Here is a 21753-nt window from a genome sequence, read left to right on the forward strand (position 1 = left end):
CATTACAACTTTTAATCGGAAAGAATTCCTTGAGGTTTCCAATGAAACTGTCTTTCCTGAGAAATCGAGAATCTAAAAAATAGATTTTTGGTTTTCACTCTAAAGTCCAAAACGATACAGCGAAATATCTCTATGATTCTACTTCGAGAATAGTTATTTTTTAGCAAGTAGCCAAATAAACACGGAAATTAAACGTAATTGAAAGTATTTACAAGAAGGGTAGAACGAAACAATTAATAATACAGGATGCTACCCAAAGTGGTCTATTCTAACATCCAATTTATTAAATCTTTTTCGTCTACTATCGACCAAGAATGCGGATGTCTTTCTCCGTTTGCGCGATAACCTCGATTTTCTGTATTTATCAGTTCAATAGTGTTTGTACCAAATTCGGTTTTTAATTTTTCTGATAAATTTTGAATATAAAAAGCGTTTAAATCTTCAAAATCATTGTTTCTATTTTCACTCCACCACTTTATATCAGGTTCTGTGTAAAGTCTAATTTTTAACTGTTCCAAACCTTTTAAGTTATCAATATTTTGGGTTTTAAATGTATAAGGCGAATTTTGCTCGTAATTGGTAATTCCATGTGCTGGATTTCCAAAATTTGTGTCAAACATATTCTTAATCCAAGCCGATTCTTGGACAGATATGTCTGAATATTCCCGTTTCAAATTCTTTTCTGATGTTTTGTAAAGCCCTAAAAAATCAATTGGGGAATCTACTATAAAAACACCTCTTGGTTGCATTGTACTTTCGGTTTTAACAAGGTAATCACTAATTAGCAGGCTTACATTTCCACCGCTTGAAAAGCCACCAATAAATATATTTTTTTTAGATAAATTTTGCTCGCGAGCGATGCTTTTTAATTGCTCCGCTAATTCTTGTTTTTCTTTTTGACTTAGATATAAACGTTGATTTAAGTTCATGGCTAAAACTGAAAAACCATTTTCTATACTATGTCTACAATTTTAAATTCAGATAATGTGTTTTCGGCATCACAAGGAAAACAGGGAAATAAAATCACTAAACCTTTTTGGTTTTCGGCTTTGATTAATTCAAAATCTGAAGTCTTAATAATTTCAGATTTTGGTCTTTCAGTCTGATTGTTTTTATCGGATTGTCCTTTGCAAGACATTACAATTAAAACTAAAATCACGATGTATGTCTTCATATATTAAATCTTGAATCTGGTAGTATATCGCTAAATAGATATGTTTAAGCAACTAATTTAGCAAACAAATCACAGTTAAGTTAACGCTGAAGGAATTTTAAGGAGTAGGCGAGTACCTTAAACCTAATTTATAGGTGTGTGCAACTACCTTATATTATGTCCCTAGTATTGCGGGTAATATATACTCAATCATTATTTTATCTGCATTGGCGTGAGCGCTTGGAGTGTTGTATGCCGAAGACGTTAAAACGACAACAAAAGGAATGTCTTTAAATATGAAAATTTTATTTCCTCCATTTCCACTACAAAAAGAGACTTCATACGCTTTGTTATTATAAGTATAGGTTTTATTCCAGAATAAGTATCCATATGCATCTCCATCGATAGATTGTTGTACATGTTTATCGAAACTTTTTTCTACCCATTGTTTGTTTAAAATTTGTTTCCCATTCCAGAGTCCTTTGTTTTTATATAATTGACCATATTTAGCAAAATCTACGGCTCTCAATCTTATGCCACCAGCAGTATTTCCAACTTTTTGTGGTGTAAATTCCCATTGATAGTTTGTAATACCAAGCGGTGCAAATAATTTTTCGTCGGCATAAGAAACTAAACCATTAGGCACAGACATCTGAATAATATCTCCTAAAACAACTGTTCCTGCAGTAAAGTATGCAAAGTCTTTGCCCATTATCTTGTCTTTTTGCATCGGTAAATTAAGCGTGAATTCCACCCAGTTATTTGTGGGGTACATATTTTCTTCATGTCCGGGACTACTGTAATCACTATCGTCACCAAGAAATCCAGAACTCATTGTTAACAGCGATTTGAGTGATACAGAATCCTTTTTCGAACTATAATTCTCAAAGGATTTTAAATCGTAAAAATCTTTTAATAAGGCGTTTTCGTTTTTTATGAAATGGTCGTCAATTGCAATTCCTAACATTGTAGAAGCAATTGATTTCCCTACAGATCTTGGGTCGTGCAAACTATCTCTCGTTTCTCCATTAAAATACTCCTCAATTAATATTTCGCCTTCTTTTATGACTACAATTCCATTAATATTCTCAAAACGACCTTCTGCAATTTTTTTATTTAAAGCTTCAATTTTGCTGATATCAAAATAATCTTTAGATAGTTCCCAACCACTATTGGGTTGTATTTTTTGAAGTGATATTAAGCTTTTATCTATAGGTATTTCTGGAACTTCAATAGTAATATGTCCTTTAGCCAAAAGCTCACCTACTTTTAAGCTGTCTTGTTTTATATAAGGTTTAACTTCTATGCTTAACGTATGATTCCCTTCGCTAAGTGCATCTTGTCCGCCACCTAATTTCATAAACTTAAGCCATAAATACCAACCCCAATAATCTAATTGTTGTGGTGTTATTAACCGTATTGTATGATTAAGTTGCTCTGTTTTAGACGCTTTTAATCCCGCTCCTGTATTTAAATTCTCTATATAAATAGGTTCTCCATCTACTATAAATGAAAATTGAAAACTCCCTTTTTCTAATAATTCATTGTCTGTTAGGTTTGGTGCTAGTAATTTAAGACTCTGAATAAGTGGCTTTTCTAAGGTGAAATGCATGTTTAGAAATTCATCTTTATTAAGAGTAAAGATTTGTAAATAGTCTTCTGAAGTTGTTTTGTCTTTGGTGATATCAGTTTTTGAAAAATTCAAATTTTCTGCTGATTCCGGCTGTACGGTTTTCGATTTAGTATTGCACGAGAGTATTAAACAAGCAATAAGGATTAAAAAATAAGGTGATTTCATATTTGTAATTTGAAGCAAAAATATCGTTTTAAAATACGTTATAATTGTATATAATTAACATTAAGAGATTTGTTTTAATATATTGGAAGGTGTTGTTTTGTAAACCGATTTAAAATTAGTTATAAAATGACTTTGGTCGTAAAAACCACACTTATAGCAAATTTCTGTCATTGAAAATCTATTAGAAGCAAGTAAGCAAAATGCTTTATTCAGTTTTATAAGTCTAATGTAATTGCCAAGCGTTGTTCCAAAATATCTACTAAATTCTCTAGACAAATGTATGGGATGAATTTCTAAAATTGCACTTAAATTTTTTAGCGAATAGTCAATATTTTCTTCCAAGAGAAGTTCTTGAAGTTTATTCACCCATAACGGTCTTTTTAAAATTCTATCTTCTGTTTTTTTTATAGAACCAAAAATGTCTATTAATGTTGCTTCAATACTTAAATTAGAATATTGATCGTTTATTTTAGACTCAATAAATACACTGTTCATTAAGTTTTTAACTAAAGGATGCTTTAAGTTAATGCTTCCTTCAAAATCTTTTATTTGAATGTTATAATTTGAAAACCAATTTGCATTAAGTTCTATATGAAACCCTCTAGTATACTCTGGTGGTTTAATATTGTAATGTTCGTCTTGCCAATTATGGAACAAAAGACTTCCGGGTTTTAAATAGTAAGATTCTTTTTTATTTGCTTCAAATAGTTTTCCCTGGAGCAAATAAGTAAAATACGGATTTTCGTGATGATGCCAATCTACTTTGCTATGTGTGTATTCGGTATCTGTAATAATAATGTTTTCAAAAGCTGACTTTTGGTAATGTGTTCCGTAAAATTCGCCTGTTTTTAGTCTCTGCATTATGTTTTTCAGCGTGTTGTTAATCATTATTTATAAGGAAAATTAGAAGCTAGTAGACATACAAATCCCTATGTTTTAGTGTGTCTTTAAAATATGAATACAGATTAAAACTGTTTTAAATCTGATAATTGATATACCATATATGGTGTTTTAAAAAAACACCAATTTAAAACAATAAAGTCAGTATGCACAAAATCGAGGAGTACAATTATAATACACAGAGAGACTTGAGGTCTTATCAATATTGAAAACCTCTTTCTTTTACACTCGTATTTCAAATAGTTATGTGAGGCTAAAAACCTTATTTTTAAGATGTCCAAAAAAAGTGCTAACAAAAAGACTAAGAGTTAATACGAGTATTATTTTTTAAGGTCATATCAATCTTTTACATCTATTTTAATCTAAATGCAAATCCTCCTTTTATTGCAATTGTCCCCATAGTTTGCTCTCCAATGTCCCAATCGAATTTGGTTATTGTGTAATCTACCCCAAAGGTTAAAGCTATTAATCTACTTACATTAAATCGCAATCCGCTCCCTAAATTAAAAGCGAATGAAGACGCTACTTCTAAATCTAAATTTGTAATTGATGCTGTAGAGAGTCCTATCATGGGTTTTACATCCCATTCAATTTTTTCTGAAATGGGGTAAGAAAACAAGGGACCAATTAATAATCCTCCGTGAGACCATAAATAGTCATCACTTGAACCTTGAATTGGATTTGATGCCCCAAACCAAGTGGCCGTAATCCCGATATTTTCAGTGAATAAATACCCGAAATTTATTAAGTTTATTTGTAATCCTGTTTCAGCAGCTCCATTGTTTTTATCTGCAAATTTACCTACTGGAATATTCGCCCCTAATTCTAAACCTATGAAACCCTTTCTTTTATAAGTATTTTGTTTTAATGCTTCTGTTTCGGGAGGTAACTCTTTGGTGAATTTTTCAATTTCATCCATTTGATAAACAAAAACACTCTTGTCGGCGGTTTCTATCTTAATGGATGTATTTGGAACTTGCTCAATGATTACACCGCGAATTATACTACCATTGTTTAGGTAAACAACATCTTGATAATTACTTTGTCCGAAAGTCACCGTTGTGATGAGTGTAAATAAAATTAGGGTTAAAATTTTTTTCATAGTATTTAGCTTTCCCTTTATGGTTCTGAAAGGATTCAATTTTATCAACATAAAAGTTTGTATCAATGAATTTTGAAAGCGCAACCAAAAATAACTATAAATTTAAATTTTAAACTCCATAACGTTCTTTTAATTTATCAAATAAATAGGTCGTATTTGTCATGCTACAGCCTCTGCAATTTGTTTTTTAGAGGCAAAAAGATATTCGGCTCTTAAAGTTCGGACTTTCTCTAAACGTGCTTCTTGGAGTATTTACCAAGGTTTCAGGAATAGAAATTGTAAAACACGTTCCTTTTCCAAAATTACCTTCTACACCTATACTAAAATAATGTACTAGTACAAAAGCCTCAATTATATATACAATTGAGGCTTTTTTATGTTATAAACACTGTTAATACAACGGTTTCGCTTTGGAATTAATAACAATATAAGTTATAAGCAAGCTCTTATTCCGAATACATTTTATCGATAAGTGCTTTGTATTTATTCTGAATCACTTTTCGTTTTAATTTTAATGTTGCTGTAATTTCTCCTGTTTCTATAGTGAATTCTTTAGGCAGGAGGGTAAATTTTTTGATTTTCTCGAATTTAGAGAATTCTTTTTGTAGCTCTTCAAATCGTTTTTCAAAAAGCGCTATAATCTGGTTATTCGTAATTAAATCTTCTACGTCTTTAAAGTTAATTTTGTGTTCTAAAGCGTATTTTTTTAAATTCTCGAAACTAGGAACAGCCAATGCAGTTACATATTTTTGTTCGTCACCAATCACTGCAATTTGCTCTATAAAGGAGTCGGTAATAAGAGCATTTTCTAATTTCTGAGGCGCAATATATTTTCCACCCGACGTTTTCATTAAATCTTTAATTCTATCGGTAATTATTAGGTTACCGTTGTCGTCTATTTTACCAGCATCTCCAGTTTTAAACCATCCATTTTCAAAAACCTCTGCCGTAGCTAAAGGCTTTTTGTAATAACCTTTCATTACTCCAGGCCCTTTTACAAGAACTTCATTATTATCGCCAATTTTTATTTGTGTGCCTTCTATGGGTTTTCCTGCAGAATTAAACTCAAAAAAGGTGTTACCAAAAAGCGTAGCAGTTGCTGTAGTTTCAGTTAAACCATAGCCGCATTTTATATTAAGTCCAAACGAATGAAAAAACGACACCATATCTGGCGCTAGAGGCGCTCCTCCGCATGGCATAAATTTAATACGTCCACCAAATACGTCTCGTAATTTGCTTAATACTAATTTATCTGCAACCTTATATTTTAATTTTAAACCTAGAGGGACAGCTATTTCTAGGCGTTTGTGTTTGTTGTAATAATTGTTACCCACGCCTAAAGCCCAACTTGCCAATTTCATTTTGGTAGGAGAAGCTTCTTTTCTTTTATCTTGAATGGCTGAAAATATTTTTTCGAATATACGAGGTACGGTGCACATTAAAGTAGGTTTGACTTCCTTAATAACATCCACAATCTTTTTAGGATCCTGATTTAAGTATACTTCAATGCCTTTAAATAAACAGAAGAACACCCAGCTACGTTCGTAAACATGACTTAATGGTAAAAAACTAAGTGAAACCTCCTGATCTGAAATGTCTAATTCATAATCATGAGCAACCAGAGATCCTCCAAAATTAGTATAATCTAGCATGACACCTTTAGGCTCTCCAGTGGTTCCAGAGGTGTAAATAATACTAGCGATATCTTCTAAATTACATTCGTAATATCTTTTTTGAAGTTCAATATCAATCTGTTCACTTGCTTCAAAAGTTACAAAATCTTCTAAATAAACAGAATTTTTATTAGGGTGGAGTGTAATGGTTTTTGTTAAGGCAACAATTAATTTTAAATACTTGGAAGTGTCTAAAAGTTCGTAAGCTTTATCATATTCATTCTGATCGCCAACAAAAAGCAAACTTACCTGTGCATCATCTATAACATATTCTACTTCTTTCTTAGAATTGGTTGCATAAATGGGTATGGTTACTGCTCGAACACGCATAATTGCGATGTCTGCAATAATCCAATTTGGCATGTTTTCTGAAAAAATAGCAATGTTATTTTGTGCAGATATTCCGTAATTTATTAAGGCTTTAGACAGTGTTTCTATACGAGATTCGAAATCTAACCAAGAAATGCCTTCCCATGTATTACGCTCATTATTTTTATAATAGATCGCATTTTTACTTTTAAAACGCTCGCTATTTTCTTTAATTACTTCTACTAAATGTTTGTAGTTCATTACCTTGTTATTGGTTTCAATTAAGATAGGGATTTACCTAAATTAAAGCGATAAAGTTACGAATAATTGTACTGTAATTGCTTATAGGAACAGTTGAAATGTTTAAGGTGTTTCTTATATTGACAAACAAGAAACATGCAATACTCTGTTTACTTATAATATAGTTTTATATTGGAATTATAAGAATGCCTTTGATGTTCTTTACTGAGTCCTTTGAGGTGAATTATTGTGTTTTGAAGAGACTATTTAGAGGCCGGGCCATTGTAGAAGAGTTTGTGTGCTTTTTATCTTAAAATGACTAATTCCGTGTTTTTTATAAAATGACTTTTATTAATAATACGACCTGAAATTTTAAATTGAAGGGAGTCATTCTCAGGAACTACAGCAAATTTATAAAAATGAGAGACTGCTGAAGCCTGGTTAATATTGTATTCGGAGGTTTCTCCAAAATCATTTAAATACAATAGAATATCGTTAACAGAACTACCCGCAGGATGATTAATATCGAAGTTATAAATTGTAATTACGTTTAGGGAATCAATTGTATTGGTGTAAATTTCTTTGTTTGGATTTTCGAAAGCATAAGCTTTATCCATAGTGGAAAAATGTGAAGCCATTTCAGTGCGTGTTGATATCGAATCCGCATAAACACCAATGCCTAGTTCATTAGGATTGTATGCCTCGAAATAGGGGAATATGCCGTTGTCGTCGAAAGAAAACAGTGAAACGTTCGCAAATTCAATAGTATTGTATGTTATGGTATTATCGTCATTACAACAAGAAATCAGTGTCCCGAAAAAATAAATAAATAGGACAATAGATAGTTTTTTCATTGAATATCATATTTAGCACCTAAATTAACACATTCACCCTAAACCTGATTCATATATTTAGGTAAAAAATAGGAGTAATATTAATTGTGTCCTAAATAATATTATGTGTTCATTTTTTTCATTGATAAAAAGATCCTTCGACTTCGCTCTGGATAGACCAAGCCAAAAAAAATCTAGGCTTACGAACTTTTATCTAAATTTAAAGAACTCGCTATTGAAAAAGTAACAAAATAGATACATACGTATAGCTCAAACAGCTTTAAATTTTACGATACTTTCACTTCAAATTTTACAATAAATTTTGGATAGGCCAACCAAAAAAACAAAGAACTTATATAGGGAGAGTACGTCTCTTAGCACAAGTAACCCCATAAAGTCAACAGCGGTACATCTTTTTGAAAAAAGAGACTAAACTTTTATTACGTTGATTTTTGTTCAACAAATCAACAACAATCGGGTCTGACCAGTTTTTTCTTTTGGAGCACGGTGCACACATGGAAGCGCTTGACTATTTGGGTGATCTACCGCCAATCTCCATAAATGACCGAGGCCTAAGTTTACAGGTCGCGCTTCAGGTTTCGCCTGATAATGTAAATCAAAGAAATGTTCACTTAAAAAGGTTTCAAAACCATCATCAGATCCATCATATAGTTTTTTAAGTTCATCACGTATTTCGGGCACAAGCACTTTTTGTATGGCTTGCGCATTTGGCAATATGTCACTAGATGCGCCGTAGTAGGTACATAAAAAGGTGTCGGTAGGTATTGGAGAACGATCTACATGATAAGAATACACATCGGTTGGAAAATAAGGGAAAATATCATCCCTTTCATACTGTTTTATCAGATTAAGTGTTGGAGATGCGCCGTGGGCCTTCAATAGTTTCAAATCATTTAAAAGAATGTCACGAGCAAGTTGTCCTTGTGTACTCAATTTAAGCTCCCGAAGTTCCTCTTCATTAAGTTCTGCTATATTTTCGTTTCCTTCTAGCTTTTTTACAATTTCGGAAAAATCACCAATGAGATTACGAGTCCAACAATTGGCATTTATTTTTCCTTTAAAAGGAATGGAAACCAGGTCTTTAAAATTCGTGACACAGTGAATCTGATTCTCTGCATGAGATAAATCTATCATAATCGTTTACAACGGTTTTTTATAAAGCTAGCAAAACAAAGCAACTAACATTCGTCAAGCACAAATTAGCAAATAATTTAAAACGTTGCTGTGTATTCTTACTTTTATTCCGGTTTATAAACTTCCAATTCAATTTCAATCATAAATTCAGGCACAGCTAGTTCTGTAACACCAAGCCAAGAACCTGCTGGGAATTGTTTCGTGTAAATTTCTGATCTGTAAGCTGCATTCTCGAGAAACAATGGCATATTGGTTGTGAACACTTTTTCCACAATAACGTCATCAAAAGTACAGCCATAGTGCTGTAAAATTTTCTCTAAATCTGCATAACAGTTTTTCATTTGCTGACCTAAATTGCCAACAGCAGTAGGATTTCCTTCGTCGTCCATACTTACAGCTCCAGAAATCTTAATGTCATTTCCAATTTTTACAGCGTGTGAATATCCGTAGGCTTTTTCTACTTCTGGACGAAGTAAAAAGAATTCAGATGTTTCAGTTTCAATGACGACTTCTTCTTCAACTACTCTGGTGATTTGGTTTTCCTTTTGTTCGCAACTTAGCATTCCAAAAGTCTAGGTAAAAAGTAATGTAAGTAAGGGCAGTTGGTTGGTTAATTTTTTCATGCTGATGATTGTTTAATAGTTGGTTTTCCTTTTGAAGTTAGGAAATTTAGACTTTTACAGACGATGAGTCTTATGAGATCTTACTGTTCGGCATCTGCTATTTTCTTCGTATCTGCATATTGCTGAAAAGCAATGATTTTTGCTTCGTCATTAAGTGTCCATAAATGTGCCACTTGTGCATTGTATGTTTTCCCCGTTTCTTTTACTTTAGCATCATACCGCATTGTGGCTAAAATCATATTATCTTGCATACCATGATTTTTTACATCTTGTAATCCAAAATGTTCATGATTTGCTCCAAGACGTGCAAATACACCTTCTAAAATAGCTTGTGGCCCAATATAAGGATTGCTATCTGCTAGCGAATTACTTTCGGCTTCATTCCATTCGATTTTAGGATCCATTAACCCCAAGACCGTTGGCATATCTCCCGTTGAAAAGCCATTATACAAAGCGTTGATTGTTTGAATGTTTTGTTCTGTTGCCATAATTTTGGTTGTTGTTTGTTGCCTACTTTTATCGGTTTTCGGCTATCCCGTTGTATTGAAAAATGTGTTTTCTGTAGTAGGAGTAAGGACTATTTAATAGTATAAAATAGTAATTATTTTTATAAAACACTGATTGTTAGTGTTATTGTTCGGTTGGCATTGGTGCATTACTACTCCACATGCCATAGGTGGAAATCCATTTTCCTTCTGCATTTCGTTCTAATATTTCCGTATATTTCCCGACTTCTACAATGGTATCGTTATTCGCGCCGTGAAATCGCATGGTAAATGTTCCAATTTCGTATCCTAGATTCCCATCACTTTTGGCATCAATCGTTTTTACTGTAGCATCAATAATTCCGGCATCAATAGCACCTTGCCAATAGGCTTGAATGCTGGCGCGTCCTGTAATAATAGGTTCATTTGGTGGTAGAATAGAAGCGTTTTTGTCATAGGCAACGGCTGCAGCCATAGCATCTTTTGCATTTAGTGCTTTTGCGAAATCGCGATTCATTTGCCCAAGTGCTTCAACCGTGGCTGATTTAGGCATGGCTTCTATTTTAGGAATTTTATGTTCTTGCTTACAACTTAATGTGGTCGATAAAACAATAGTCATCAGTAGCAGTGTGAAACATGTTGTGGAAGTTTTCATAATTATCAGTTTAGTATTGAAGCCTATTCTAAATGGTTTTCGGCCTTTCCCATTATCTATATCACAAAATTGATTTAAATAAAGGACCTGAATATCTCATGTATAAGGCTCAATTGTATAGTCGTATCCCCATTTGTATCAAGGATAACCCTTAAACGTTTCAAAATGAAAAGTAATGGAATATAGTAGTACAAGATCCTTGGCTGACCTAAAAAAGAATACAGAAAGTAAGGGATTATTTAAGTGCTTACATCAAATATTCTGAAGGGGATTTCCCGAAACGCGCTTTGAATTTCTCTGAAAAGTAAGCGACCTTTTTTATACCGATAGCATAGGAAGCAGTTTTTACACTAGGTACACTTTTGTTTTCTAAGAGTTGCCTTGCATGGTTGTACTTAAATTCGTATATATTGCAATGGAGTCAACCCTACTATAGTCTGAAGTCTTCGGAAAAATTGCGCTCTACTGATAAACAATTCATCGGCTAAAAAATCTACTGATAAATTAAAATTTCCAATGTTTAATTTTACCATGTCTTCTAATTTTTCTAACCATTTCTGATCGGGAATACTGAGCGTAGATGTATTCGTTTGCTGTGTTTCGCTTGATATTTCAGTGCTAGTATCCTGATTTTTTAGGGATGTGTTTTTACGCTTATTTACATTATTTAATAAATTTTTAATGCGTGCAAACAATTCTTTTTCTTCAAAAGGTTTTGTTAGATAGTCGTCTACGCCTATGCGCAATGCCTTGAGGCGATCGTCTGATTCTGCTCGGGCTGTTAGCATGACAACAGGTATGCTCCATAGATTTTTATCTGCTTTTAGGATTTGTAACAACTTAAAACCATCCATTACGGGCATCATCACATCGGATATAATTAAACTTGGCAGCCCATTTTTATCTAAGTTTTTTAAAGCGTCTTGTCCATTTTCGGCAGTTCGTACGTGAAAATCTTCCGATAGGATAAATTGCAAATAGGAGCGTAAACTGTAATTATCTTCCACAACTAGAATAGTGGGTTTTGTAAGGCTTAGGTCTTGAAGTTGCTTTTTCTGCGTGTTTAGTTTGTCGACAGTCATGTTATTTGAAACTGTTGGTACGTGATCATTAACCTCGTCTATATACCCAATAATTTCTTTTTTTGGCAAGGTTAATATAAAAGTAGCGCCTTCTCCAAATGTGCTTTTAACGGCTAATTTTCCGTGCATGACCTCTGCTAATTCTTTTGCTAAAGAGAGCCCAATACCTGTACCGCCTTCCATAGGAGATTCAAGTTGATTGGTTTGATAAAAGCGGTCAAAAAGATATGGTAAATCATTGGGATGAATCCCTTTTCCAGTGTCTGTGACTTCTATTTGCCAGTCAGAAATTTTATCAGTTACCGTAACTGTAATGGACCCATTAAGCGGTGTAAGTTTTAAGGCATTGGATATAAGATTATTGAATATGCGCTCTACTTTCAACGTATCCAATACTAAACCCTGAGGCATATTTTTAGCAAACTCAAATACTAAATTGATGTTTTTTTGTTTGGCATACGATTCAAAAGTCGAAATAAGTCGTCGAATGAGTCGATAAACATCTGTGGGTTCTTCCTTAACTTTCATCTTACCAGACTCCAATTTTGTAAGGTCGAGTATTTCACTAACCAGTTCTAATAATTGAATCGCTTGTTGTTTGGCTAGTGTAACCAATGTGGTATTTGTATCATCAAGATTTTGACTGTTTAATGTCGTGCTAAGCGGAGAAAGAATCAAGGTAAGCGGTGTGCGCAGTTCGTGAGATAGGTTGGCAAAAAAACGAGTCTTGGAGGCATCTAATTGAAGTAATTCACGTGTTTGTTCTTCAATTATTAAGTTTTTCGATTGCAACTCTTCTAAAGATTTCTTTAAATCAATATTAGCCTGTTCCAAAACGGTGGCCTGTTGTTCTAATTCAAGAGTACGTTGTTTTACGGCGTCTTGTAATTGCTGATTTTCGGCGACTATTTTTTCAATGGAAATATTTTGACCATCAGAAGTTCCGCTATCTGAAAAAGAACTGTGCTGGTGACTAAATTTCCACCCAAGTAGTTCTTTACGTAGTAGGGTAGTGGCTCTGAATTTATTATAAAATAGCCATTCTCCATCTACGAGCGCATATGCATCACATAATTCATACACAATAAACGTATCATTCAAAAATTCGACTGAAGTATTTCTATTGCGCATTTCAAACTTCCCAGCAACTTGATCAATAGTTTCGTATAGAAATTGAACGGCATCATTTTTATTAAAGAAAATCTCACGCTCTGCACTTCCTATTTGGATATAATCTTCAGTCATCAAATCAGTCATTACAGAAATATTGCCTTTCAAATAACTGGACCAATATAGATCGTGTAGTTTTAGAATTTCTATTTTTAATTCCTCCATTTTATTCATTTTGAAAGCTTAATTTCTTTTTAGAGGTTTAGTTTTTAGTCATTTTTTACGCTTGGTTCTTGTTGTGTGGAGCAATGTATTCCGCCACCATTATAATTTATGGTCATTACATCTAAAAGTAGCAGTTCTCTATTTGGAAAAACGGTCTTCATAATTTGTTTCGCTTTTTCTTCTTTTTCCACTGACGAACCTTGATCGACATACGTAGACATTAAAACCAAATCATTTGTAACCAAATAGTTTAAGTAGCTAGATGCTGCGACCCAATTTATAGAATCTCCAACTTTTAGTTCGTTTTTATGTGGTCCCCAATTTTTTGGAACAGTCCACTCTTTTGTGTTTATACTTGAATTATTGTCGGTTTCCGTGACTGTGGTTTTTAAATAAATAGGATCTGGAAGTGGAAATTTAATAATTTTAAACGGTTTTCCATCTTGGTCTTTTGCATTCTCAAGAATTTTTAAGTTTTCCGACATTCTTTCATAATTCCATTTATTTATTAGGTTTAAGTCTTTTTCAGACTCATCTACCCAAGCCAATAAAATTGTAGAATCGTTTACAAAACGAACAAATTCATCTGTATGTCCTGAAACACCCCAACCATAAAAGTTATCATAGATTTTATTCCACCAAAAACCATCTTCTGCAAGTCCGTTTTTAAGCCAAATTATATTTGAAACGCCTAATACACGTTTCAATTCAGATTCAATATAGGTTTTAGATTTTCCTGGGTTTCTTTGAAACGTTACCGACTCAGATTGTATTAAAGTGCCTTTCCCATTGACTTCAATAGATCCACCTTCCATATTTACATCGGTCTTTATGGATTTTAAATGATCTATTGCTCCCATAATAGAATCCACTTTACCAGTTTCTCTCACTGCTTGCTTATAGTAAATTGCAACGCTGTCTTTATTACCTTCGTAATAGGTTTCTAACCACTCTTTATTACCATAAAGTGTCCACCCAAAATCAACCACCTTTTTTTCTCCTTTTCCATTAATAACATAAGCTGCTCCGTGGTCTCGCATCCAATATCGGTTGTCTGGAATTATGTTGAATTCAAATTTAGTGACATCAAAATTTAGCACTAAAAGTGTATCTTTTAATCGGTTTAATGCATTTTTATTATTGGTAATTACTTTTATTGGAACTTTGGAATAAAGCGCTTTCGTTATCTCTAAAAAAGGTTTTTGATATGGTGGATAATCAGTCCATCCTAACCAAACAGCAGCTTGTTTTTCGTATTCAGCAGGCATATAAAATGTATCTAATGTTAAATCTTTGTCTGTAGATTTTTCATTTTTACAACTAATTAGTAGTAAAATTACCAATGTTAGTGTTATGTATTTCATATGTTATAAGTTAATGATTTGGTCTTTATGTTTCGTTCTTAAATTTAGCATCAGTTTTCGACTTCTTTCTTAATCATATCTACAATACTTTCAATCTTTTCTTTTACGCCTTCAGACTGTTCATTAGTATAGCTCGTAAAACTTATCATTTGAAATAAATAATCTTCAAAATCAGGATGAATTAACAAAGGTTTGAAATCTGATTTAGATACTAAGTCTTTCGTGGATTTGTACTCTTTTAAGCTGCCAATAGTGAATTTTTCTCTTATTTCCTTGTCATCCATAAAAAACATCTGCATGCCTCCAATCTGATAATTTTCTATTAAGAAAGGAATTAAACGCTCTTCTGTTAAATTCACAATTATTACTTTTTCTTCCCTTAGCTCACTTAAATAACTGGAAAATGATGAGACGTTGTTTCTTAAATTAATGTTTTCCAATATATAGAGCTTACCAGAATTTATCAATTCATTACTTACACTAAGCTCTGGATCGAAAGTAGGTCGGATGGAAGTCCTAAAAAGATGAGCATCAAGACTATCCTGTATAATGTGTTCTGGATTTTCGGTTTTATATTTTAGAAGTTTTAAACTAGAGTTCAATATATCATTTCTTATATCTATTTTTTGTTCTATTTGGTTTAGATTATTAGAATACTCTTTTAATAATTGGGATAGAATTTGCTGTTCTTGTTTTCTGTCTTGACGATCTTGATTCCAACTATTAATTTGTAGCGCAATTAAAATTCCGATAACAATAAGTACAATTTCTCCAATAGCATATTTAAAATAGGATGCTGTTTTTCCTTCTGAAAGTAAGTTTTGTCTAATTTTTCGAAAGAATTTTATCATGTTTTTTTTGTTTAGATACAATTTGTCTTCAAGAGATGTAATTTTGTATCTCAAGAATTTGTTTCGATACTCTAAATAATTTCAATAGTGGTTAGTGCTAATGACGCAAAACGGTTATGCATTTAAATTTGCGATTTTGTGATCGTGGATTTTCAGCAGGAAAATCAGATGTAGCAAAGGTGAAACGACCTTTGTTTTAATACAAAATCAGCAATAGATTAAAATACAGTTTTTATCAATCTACAAAACAATTAGATGTTTAATCGTTATTTAGTTTTTCAAAATAAACTTAGATCGTTTCAGTTTTAATTAGTACTATCCGAAAAATAAATTATGTAAATATCTCCCTGGCAAAAATGTAAATCCCCCTGCTATAATTATTGCTCCAAAGTATAATAAAATCATTTTTCGCTTATGTGACTTAATATTTCCTTTCTTAATGGCCCAATAAGCCGTTGGAACGGTATAGATTGTTAGTAAACTAAAACTATGAATCCAACCAAAATGATTTAAGATTTTAGGCCCAATTTCGGCGGGCATAAACAGCGTTATAAATGCTGTTATTAACATAAGAATCATATATAGTCTCCCAAAATATATATGGATTTTTGTTCCTTTTTTTATTATTAACAATAGTGTTCCTATGGCAAAAGCAGGAACGACTGTTGCCAAATGAAAATACATCAAATCAATATAATTCATTTTTCTAAGTGTTTAGCTCGGAAATACGGCTATAGTTTAAAATTTATTTTACGCTGATAATTTACCTGTCTACTAGACGAACAAATACACCATATTAGGTGTCCTGAAATTTAAAGATAAATGTAATATTATTTCGTTGTATAGATTAATTGCGTTTTTTGCAACTCTTTTGGTGTGTACTGTGTTTCTGAAGCTTAAATAGAAGTATAACCAAAGCATTAAAATGGCTTGGTTTTATTGTGAAATCAGATCTAAATTCCTTCTATCATTGCGAATTCGGTTACATACAAATCTAAATTTTAGACGCTATCAAGCATATAAAAAAAGCCCTGTAAATCGAAATGTTTACGGAAGGTTTTGTGAGCGGTATAGTGGAGAAAATCTTCATGTTCTTTTCGCTATTGATAGAGAAATGTGGATGAAGTAAACGCTCCGATATTAAAAAAAATAAGTGATTTAGAACGAGATGAAAAGGATGACAAGTTTAAAAAAGAGAAGATGATGATGCAAGCTATGAAAAGTTAATAAAAATTTATAAACTAGAAATAGTTATGAGTCGTGTCCTAAAAGAAACTAATACGGGTGTAAATCTCATAATAATTTGTAAATAAAATTGCCATCTTTTATGCTATAATACTATTGGTTATAGCCTTGTTAAAAAAGATTACCTGAAAGGTATTGAGATAAAACAAGTGTGTAACACCCTTTATGTCTAGTAAAACATGGCAATTTCTTATACTATTTTATGATACGACTACTGCGCTTTTATTTTTATAACCACTTTTTTTACTGTCGACACTTCATTTAAATGAATACCTGGCTGATGTAAGTCGTCTGGGAAAAAAATCATGAACCTACCTGAATCAAACTTCAGTGCTTGTGATTCGATATTATAAAAATCGTAATCTTTCTCGGTATTACTTTCCACAGGTATTTGGTTTGTTAATGTCTCTAGACTTACATATTCTGTTCCCGATATCATGTATTGCAGATCTATATATTTATGATGGCCTTCAAATTTACATTCACTTTTAATTTTGGTATCGTATTCCATTACAATAGCGAAAATATCTTCACCTTCAATCTCATACTTTCCTAAAGGTATTTTAGTTAAGTCGTTTTTGTTTATAAAATCAAAGCCCTTTTCAATGCTTTTGCTTAATGATTTGTAAATTATCTGATTTTCAATTTTATCTATAATCATAATACTTTAATTATTGTTCACGTTTTGTATAAGTTTCGTTGCAGGTTTTAGTGTGAAGATGTATTGTAGAACATACAGGTGCCACACCGTTTGCTACGGCTTTAATTTAAATACTAAATTAAGTAATTTTTTGTACACAGACTCGGCATTTCGTTGTTTTTAATTGGGGATTAATGTACGTTTTGTCTGCATCGTTTTATGGGGCGATTTTAAACTTTACTTCTCTTTATTAGTTGGGTTTGTTTTAAATTAATATGTAAAAAAGTGAGCGAAAGGCACATCTATTACTGTAAGTGCTATCGTGATTTAATAATCCAAAAATCTAAGTTAATGCAATCAATAGTTTTAAAAGGATGGTAATGGGTTTAGATCCAATATTTAAGTCGTTGGGGATCTCGTGTGGTAAAAAGGAGAATAGGAGTTCCTGACTACCCTAAACAAAGCGCTATTAGCAGTACTATTTTTGTATGTATAAAGAGGTTTGTAATCAATAGCGTCTTAAACGATTAGTCTCTTTTTTTTTAAGTTGTAGCGCTTTTGACTTTATGGAGTTACTTGTGCTGTGAGATGTCCTTTTTCTATATAAGTTGAATTTTGTTTTTTTGGTTGGCCTATCGAAAATTTAGATAAAAGTTCGTAAGCTTAGATTTTTTTGGCTTGGTCTATCCAGAGCGAAGTCGAAGGATCTTTTTATCAATGAAAAAAATGAACATTTAATAATGTTTAGGACACGATTGGTATGTAATCTAAGTAAACGGATGTTATTTGAAATACTTTTTATAAGTAGGCGAGTGCTATCTAGTAATTATTTAAGCTCTATAGTTTATGCACCGTTTCTAATTTTATTAGGTTCAAAAAACTGATGGATTTTAATTAAAAATTCAGAACATTATAAAACGGATTGTTAATGGATTTATCAACTGGTTTTCCATTCCGGATTTTCATGATATGAGTAAACTTATTGTAAACTAAAGCAGGAGGAAAGATAATAAGATATGTACTGCTTTATATAAAAAAAAAGCGATTTGAATAAACATTCAAATCGCTTTTAAAAGGTTGTAAATAGGTTTACTTATTTTACAAGTTGTATTTGTGGTTGTTTCCAAGTTCCATCATAAGCGGCCGGTTTTGGCCAATATTGTCTAAGAACAACTCTAAATGGTCCATCAGGAGCTGGTAACCAGTTTGATTCTAAAGCTTTTCCAGGAGAATCTTTTTGGAAGTATATAGTGATGCCACCGTCTTTGTTTTTCTTTAACTCAGGTAACATTGGTGAATTAATTAAATAACGATTAATTGAATTGGCTACCATTAAACTTTCTGGTGAAGTATACATGGTTAACGACCAAAATGCATTTACAGGAGGCAATTCACCGCCTTTAAATGTTAATGTGTAGTTGTTTTTTCCAGCATCCAATGGTTTTCCGTCTGCATCTACCGTATAAAGCGGATAGTATGCTTCTTCTTTAGAGTTTCCGTAAAGACCTAATACATCGCCAGCCATTCTGTATAAATAATTACCAGCGATATAGTCTCTAGTACCAAATACGTTAGCAGATGTTACTTCTCCTTTTTCAACTTTTTTCATTAAACCCGCAAAAGTTACTCCCCATGCTTCTTTAATTCCAGCTTCCATTGCTGCTTTCACCTCAGGCGAAAGTGTTGCAACATCAATTGTTTTTCCAGCTCCAACACCAATTTTAGCAAAACGCTCTATTAACGCTTTTTCAGAAGGAACGGTTGGACAAAAGTTCATCACAAAATTCATTACATTAAAAAACTCTAAAGACGTTTTTTGTTCTGCAGGAGTTAAAGGTTTCATCCATTCTACAGATGCTGAAGCAGCTGCTACAGGAGCTTCACCTAAATAAGCAGATAACGTTTGTGCTTTATATTTAGCTTGTACAGCTTTTACATTATCAATATCTGCTGGGTTGAAAAGTTGTGTTCTAAAAACGACTACTCCAATTTCAGTATCAGATTTTATCACCTTATCAATGCCTTCAGGAGTTTCGCCTTTCCAGTTTGGTCCAACAAGCATATAAGTTCCCGCTTTGTTCCCTGTGGTTCTTGATCCTAGGTAAGCGAAATTATACGTGTAACTGTCTACGAATTGCACATCGTAATAACGACTTTCTTCAATCTCTGGAAGACCAATAACCAAAGGTTCGTTTGTTACATCATAACCAATCCATGAGTAAGGCGTATCTGAATTTGCTGTTTGTACAGCCGTATCTGCAGCAGTATAAACCTTTGCAATGTTTGTAATCTGATTCCAAGGGGCTTTAAATTCTGTGCCTGTTTTGTCTACATAATAGGCATATTCAACACGGTAGTTGTCTACCATTGGATACCCGTATATGTAGGCATCATGAGCTATAGCTTTAACAGAATCCAGCGATAATGTTGCTGGAGATTCATTGACTGTCGACGTTTTTTTAGACTCATTTTTACACCCGGTAAGCGCTAAAGCGACTACTAGTATTGGTATGAACCTTTTTAGGTTTTTGAAATTCATGATTTATGATTTTTTGTTATGTGATTCAAAAGTAATATTTTTCTTGTAAACTCATGAAAAAAGTAATTTGATATATCAAATCACTTTTCATGTATATTATTTAACTTCTATAATTTCCCCTGGTCTCCAAGTTTTATCTAACCAAGGCTTTAATGGTCCATACATTCTTAAAAGCGTAAACCAGCTTTTTCCAGGAATGGTTTGCAGCCAGTTCCCTTCAAATCCTTTTGGTGCTTTTGGCGAAAAATAGACATCCATAGAACCGTCTTTATTTTTCTTAAACCCTTTGGTTTGACTACCTACACTTGGTTTTGGCTGATCTGTTTGTAACATAGACCGTGTTTGAGTATCATAAATCGTGAATGCCCAAAAATTATCTACTGGTACGTTTGCCGGTAAAGTTACTTTATAGGTTTTAGCACCATCCATCGCTTTTTTATTAGCATCTACATATGCTATTCCGTAATCCGATCCTTTACCCGGAATAGAAACGGCCATAGCAGGTGTTACAATGGTATAACCATAGTAATAAAAGGCTCTAGCATCACTGTTCATAGTATGCCCATCTTTACCGTTAAAGAATACATTTTTATCTAAGAAAGCCATCAACCAAGCACTGTCAGTGTCTGGGTAAATTTGAATCCCTTCCATTGTATTTCCAGTACCAGTTGTTCTTGGGTACCACATGGTAGAACGTACGGTAGCATTTCCAATTGCAACGGCATCGGTTAGTATTTTTTTCATTCTTGCATCTGGTGCAAATGGTTTTCCTTTTTCAATACCAATAGAAGCAAATAACCCACGTGTTTCTGGATCTAACATTTCTAATGGCTCGTATTGAATAACGTCATTAATTTCTTCATAGAAAGAAAAGTCGTTGTGGTGAACGGCACTAAATGCTTTATCAGAACCATCTATAAAATTCATTTCAGGAATATTATCCTTCATAGATAATGGATATACTTTTACCGTTTCTTCTGCCAATTTTACGGCTTTATCTAATCCTTCAGAGATCCCTACACGCATAAAGTTCCACACAATGTTTGTTGGAGATTTTACAACAAAATAACCTGAAGGAACATCGCCTTTATAATCTGGAGGTAATACCAAGAATTTCCCGCCTTTTCCTTTGTCTGGTCCAAAAACACCAATATCTTCTATATATTCAAACCAAGCGCTATTAAACCCACCCAATAATCCTGGAGGTGTTTCAACAACCATTGGTCCATGTTTTTTTAAGTCTAAAATAGGATTAAGGTATAACGTATTTGTATTTCCAGTAAGATAAATCTCTTTAGAATCTAATAACTGAGAGAAGATTAAAATATCATTGAATTTTAAATTTGCGCCAAGCACTTTTGGTCCTTCTATCATTCCTCTAACAGATGCACCTTGAATCCCTTTTAAAAAGGCTTCAACACCACGTGAACGGTCCAAATTGTCGTATACTTTTTGTACTGTTTCTTGTGTAGGTGTACCATCAAAGAATTTTAAGGTTCCAATAGATGTCTCAACAACGTCTTGTGTCAGTATTTCTGTAGGAATTTCGGTTGTTTGTTTATAGGTACCAACTTTTGGTTCAATTATAGATTTCTCCTGCGCATGACTTACAGTTACTATAAACGCACCAAGCAGCGTTGCAGCAAGAATGTGAATTGATTTTTGTTTCATGATTTTAGTATTTATGTAATAATTAATTTAGTATTGTTTCATTTACAGTTAGTGCAGGCTTTTCTTTACAAGCAGCCATTGATACAACTAATACCACAAG

General features: G+C 32.9%; 19 protein-coding genes. All 19 read right to left on the bottom strand.

Annotated features, from left to right (window positions below; translation table 11 throughout):
* Positions 1-263 precede the first annotated feature (263 nt).
* Complete coding sequence (locus tag R6X41_RS17270) at positions 264-929, bottom strand: hypothetical protein (protein ID WP_318501604.1); 666 nt, start codon at positions 927-929, stop codon at positions 264-266.
* A gap of 23 nt (positions 930-952) precedes the next feature.
* On the bottom strand, positions 953-1174 hold the full coding sequence (locus R6X41_RS17275; RefSeq protein WP_318501605.1) for a hypothetical protein: 222 nt from the start codon (positions 1172-1174) through the stop codon (positions 953-955).
* A 154-nt stretch (positions 1175-1328) separates the two neighbouring features.
* The gene (locus tag R6X41_RS17280; protein ID WP_318501606.1) at positions 1329-2951 is read right to left on the bottom strand and encodes a serine hydrolase domain-containing protein; all 1623 of its coding nucleotides are present in this window, start codon (positions 2949-2951) and stop codon (positions 1329-1331) included.
* Positions 2952-3011: 60 nt separating this feature from the next.
* Positions 3012-3812: a helix-turn-helix transcriptional regulator gene (locus R6X41_RS17285; protein WP_318501607.1), complete on the bottom strand. Its 801-nt coding sequence runs from the start codon at positions 3810-3812 to the stop codon at positions 3012-3014.
* Between the two features lie 391 nt (positions 3813-4203).
* Positions 4204-4953 (bottom strand): hypothetical protein, encoded by a 750-nt coding sequence (locus tag R6X41_RS17290; RefSeq protein ID WP_318501608.1) that lies wholly within the window; start codon positions 4951-4953, stop codon positions 4204-4206.
* 446 nt (positions 4954-5399) lie between these two features.
* A complete protein-coding gene (locus tag R6X41_RS17295; RefSeq protein WP_318501609.1) occupies positions 5400-7196 on the bottom strand; it encodes an AMP-dependent synthetase/ligase in 1797 nt (598 codons plus the stop codon).
* 284 nt (positions 7197-7480) lie between these two features.
* Positions 7481-8029, bottom strand: a complete 549-nt coding sequence (locus tag R6X41_RS17300; RefSeq protein ID WP_318501610.1) for a hypothetical protein — start codon at positions 8027-8029, stop codon at positions 7481-7483.
* A 435-nt stretch (positions 8030-8464) separates the two neighbouring features.
* A complete protein-coding gene (locus tag R6X41_RS17305; protein ID WP_318501611.1) occupies positions 8465-9163 on the bottom strand; it encodes a hypothetical protein in 699 nt (232 codons plus the stop codon).
* A 104-nt stretch (positions 9164-9267) separates the two neighbouring features.
* The gene (locus R6X41_RS17310; protein ID WP_318501612.1) at positions 9268-9726 is read right to left on the bottom strand and encodes a RidA family protein; all 459 of its coding nucleotides are present in this window, start codon (positions 9724-9726) and stop codon (positions 9268-9270) included.
* 140 nt (positions 9727-9866) lie between these two features.
* Positions 9867-10274, bottom strand: coding sequence for a nuclear transport factor 2 family protein (locus R6X41_RS17315; RefSeq protein WP_318501613.1), 408 nt, complete (start codon positions 10272-10274; stop codon positions 9867-9869).
* 142 nt (positions 10275-10416) lie between these two features.
* Positions 10417-10926 (bottom strand): YybH family protein, encoded by a 510-nt coding sequence (locus R6X41_RS17320; protein ID WP_318501614.1) that lies wholly within the window; start codon positions 10924-10926, stop codon positions 10417-10419.
* A gap of 247 nt (positions 10927-11173) precedes the next feature.
* Positions 11174-11335 (bottom strand): helix-turn-helix domain-containing protein, encoded by a 162-nt coding sequence (locus tag R6X41_RS19815; RefSeq protein WP_412176279.1) that lies wholly within the window; start codon positions 11333-11335, stop codon positions 11174-11176.
* Entirely contained in the window at positions 11322-13343 is a 2022-nt protein-coding gene (locus R6X41_RS17325) for a response regulator (protein ID WP_318501615.1), read from the bottom strand. Before R6X41_RS17325 ends, R6X41_RS19815 begins: the two co-directional genes overlap by 14 nt.
* 44 nt (positions 13344-13387) lie before the next feature.
* The gene (locus R6X41_RS17330) at positions 13388-14707 is read right to left on the bottom strand and encodes an agmatine deiminase family protein (RefSeq protein ID WP_318501616.1); all 1320 of its coding nucleotides are present in this window, start codon (positions 14705-14707) and stop codon (positions 13388-13390) included.
* Between the two features lie 50 nt (positions 14708-14757).
* Positions 14758-15558 carry a DUF6090 family protein gene (locus R6X41_RS17335; RefSeq protein WP_318501617.1) on the bottom strand — a complete coding sequence of 267 codons (801 nt, stop codon included), beginning with the start codon at positions 15556-15558 and terminating at the stop codon, positions 14758-14760.
* Positions 15559-15873: 315 nt separating this feature from the next.
* A complete protein-coding gene (locus R6X41_RS17340; RefSeq protein ID WP_318501618.1) occupies positions 15874-16260 on the bottom strand; it encodes a DUF2306 domain-containing protein in 387 nt (128 codons plus the stop codon).
* 754 nt (positions 16261-17014) lie between these two features.
* A complete protein-coding gene (locus tag R6X41_RS17345) occupies positions 17015-17464 on the bottom strand; it encodes a NanQ anomerase/TabA/YiaL family protein (protein WP_318501619.1) in 450 nt (149 codons plus the stop codon).
* 1072 nt (positions 17465-18536) lie between these two features.
* Complete coding sequence (locus R6X41_RS17350) at positions 18537-19982, bottom strand: DUF1254 domain-containing protein (protein ID WP_318501620.1); 1446 nt, start codon at positions 19980-19982, stop codon at positions 18537-18539.
* 96 nt (positions 19983-20078) lie between these two features.
* Complete coding sequence (locus R6X41_RS17355) at positions 20079-21653, bottom strand: DUF1254 domain-containing protein (RefSeq protein ID WP_318501621.1); 1575 nt, start codon at positions 21651-21653, stop codon at positions 20079-20081.
* Positions 21654-21753: the final 100 nt, after the last annotated feature.

The sequence above is a fragment of the Formosa sejongensis genome (assembly GCF_033447105.1).
Taxonomy (GTDB): domain Bacteria; phylum Bacteroidota; class Bacteroidia; order Flavobacteriales; family Flavobacteriaceae; genus Formosa.

Bases quoted from the DNA above. Each gene is read 5' to 3' on its own strand.
- R6X41_RS17270 (WP_318501604.1), bottom strand. From the start codon at position 929: ATGAACTTAAATCAACGTTTATATCTAAGTCAAAAAGAAAAACAAGAA.
- R6X41_RS17275 (WP_318501605.1), bottom strand. From the start codon at position 1,174: ATGAAGACATACATCGTGATTTTAGTTTTAATTGTAATGTCTTGCAAA.
- R6X41_RS17280 (WP_318501606.1), bottom strand. From the start codon at position 2,951: ATGAAATCACCTTATTTTTTAATCCTTATTGCTTGTTTAATACTCTCG.
- R6X41_RS17285 (WP_318501607.1), bottom strand. From the start codon at position 3,812: ATGCAGAGACTAAAAACAGGCGAATTTTACGGAACACATTACCAAAAG.
- R6X41_RS17290 (WP_318501608.1), bottom strand. From the start codon at position 4,953: ATGAAAAAAATTTTAACCCTAATTTTATTTACACTCATCACAACGGTG.
- R6X41_RS17295 (WP_318501609.1), bottom strand. From the start codon at position 7,196: ATGAACTACAAACATTTAGTAGAAGTAATTAAAGAAAATAGCGAGCGT.
- R6X41_RS17300 (WP_318501610.1), bottom strand. From the start codon at position 8,029: ATGAAAAAACTATCTATTGTCCTATTTATTTATTTTTTCGGGACACTG.
- R6X41_RS17305 (WP_318501611.1), bottom strand. From the start codon at position 9,163: ATGATAGATTTATCTCATGCAGAGAATCAGATTCACTGTGTCACGAAT.
- R6X41_RS17310 (WP_318501612.1), bottom strand. From the start codon at position 9,726: ATGCTAAGTTGCGAACAAAAGGAAAACCAAATCACCAGAGTAGTTGAA.
- R6X41_RS17315 (WP_318501613.1), bottom strand. From the start codon at position 10,274: ATGGCAACAGAACAAAACATTCAAACAATCAACGCTTTGTATAATGGC.
- R6X41_RS17320 (WP_318501614.1), bottom strand. From the start codon at position 10,926: ATGAAAACTTCCACAACATGTTTCACACTGCTACTGATGACTATTGTT.
- R6X41_RS17325 (WP_318501615.1), bottom strand. From the start codon at position 13,343: ATGGAGGAATTAAAAATAGAAATTCTAAAACTACACGATCTATATTGG.
- R6X41_RS17330 (WP_318501616.1), bottom strand. From the start codon at position 14,707: ATGAAATACATAACACTAACATTGGTAATTTTACTACTAATTAGTTGT.
- R6X41_RS17335 (WP_318501617.1), bottom strand. From the start codon at position 15,558: ATGATAAAATTCTTTCGAAAAATTAGACAAAACTTACTTTCAGAAGGA.
- R6X41_RS17340 (WP_318501618.1), bottom strand. From the start codon at position 16,260: ATGAATTATATTGATTTGATGTATTTTCATTTGGCAACAGTCGTTCCT.
- R6X41_RS17345 (WP_318501619.1), bottom strand. From the start codon at position 17,464: ATGATTATAGATAAAATTGAAAATCAGATAATTTACAAATCATTAAGC.
- R6X41_RS17350 (WP_318501620.1), bottom strand. From the start codon at position 19,982: ATGAATTTCAAAAACCTAAAAAGGTTCATACCAATACTAGTAGTCGCT.
- R6X41_RS17355 (WP_318501621.1), bottom strand. From the start codon at position 21,653: ATGAAACAAAAATCAATTCACATTCTTGCTGCAACGCTGCTTGGTGCG.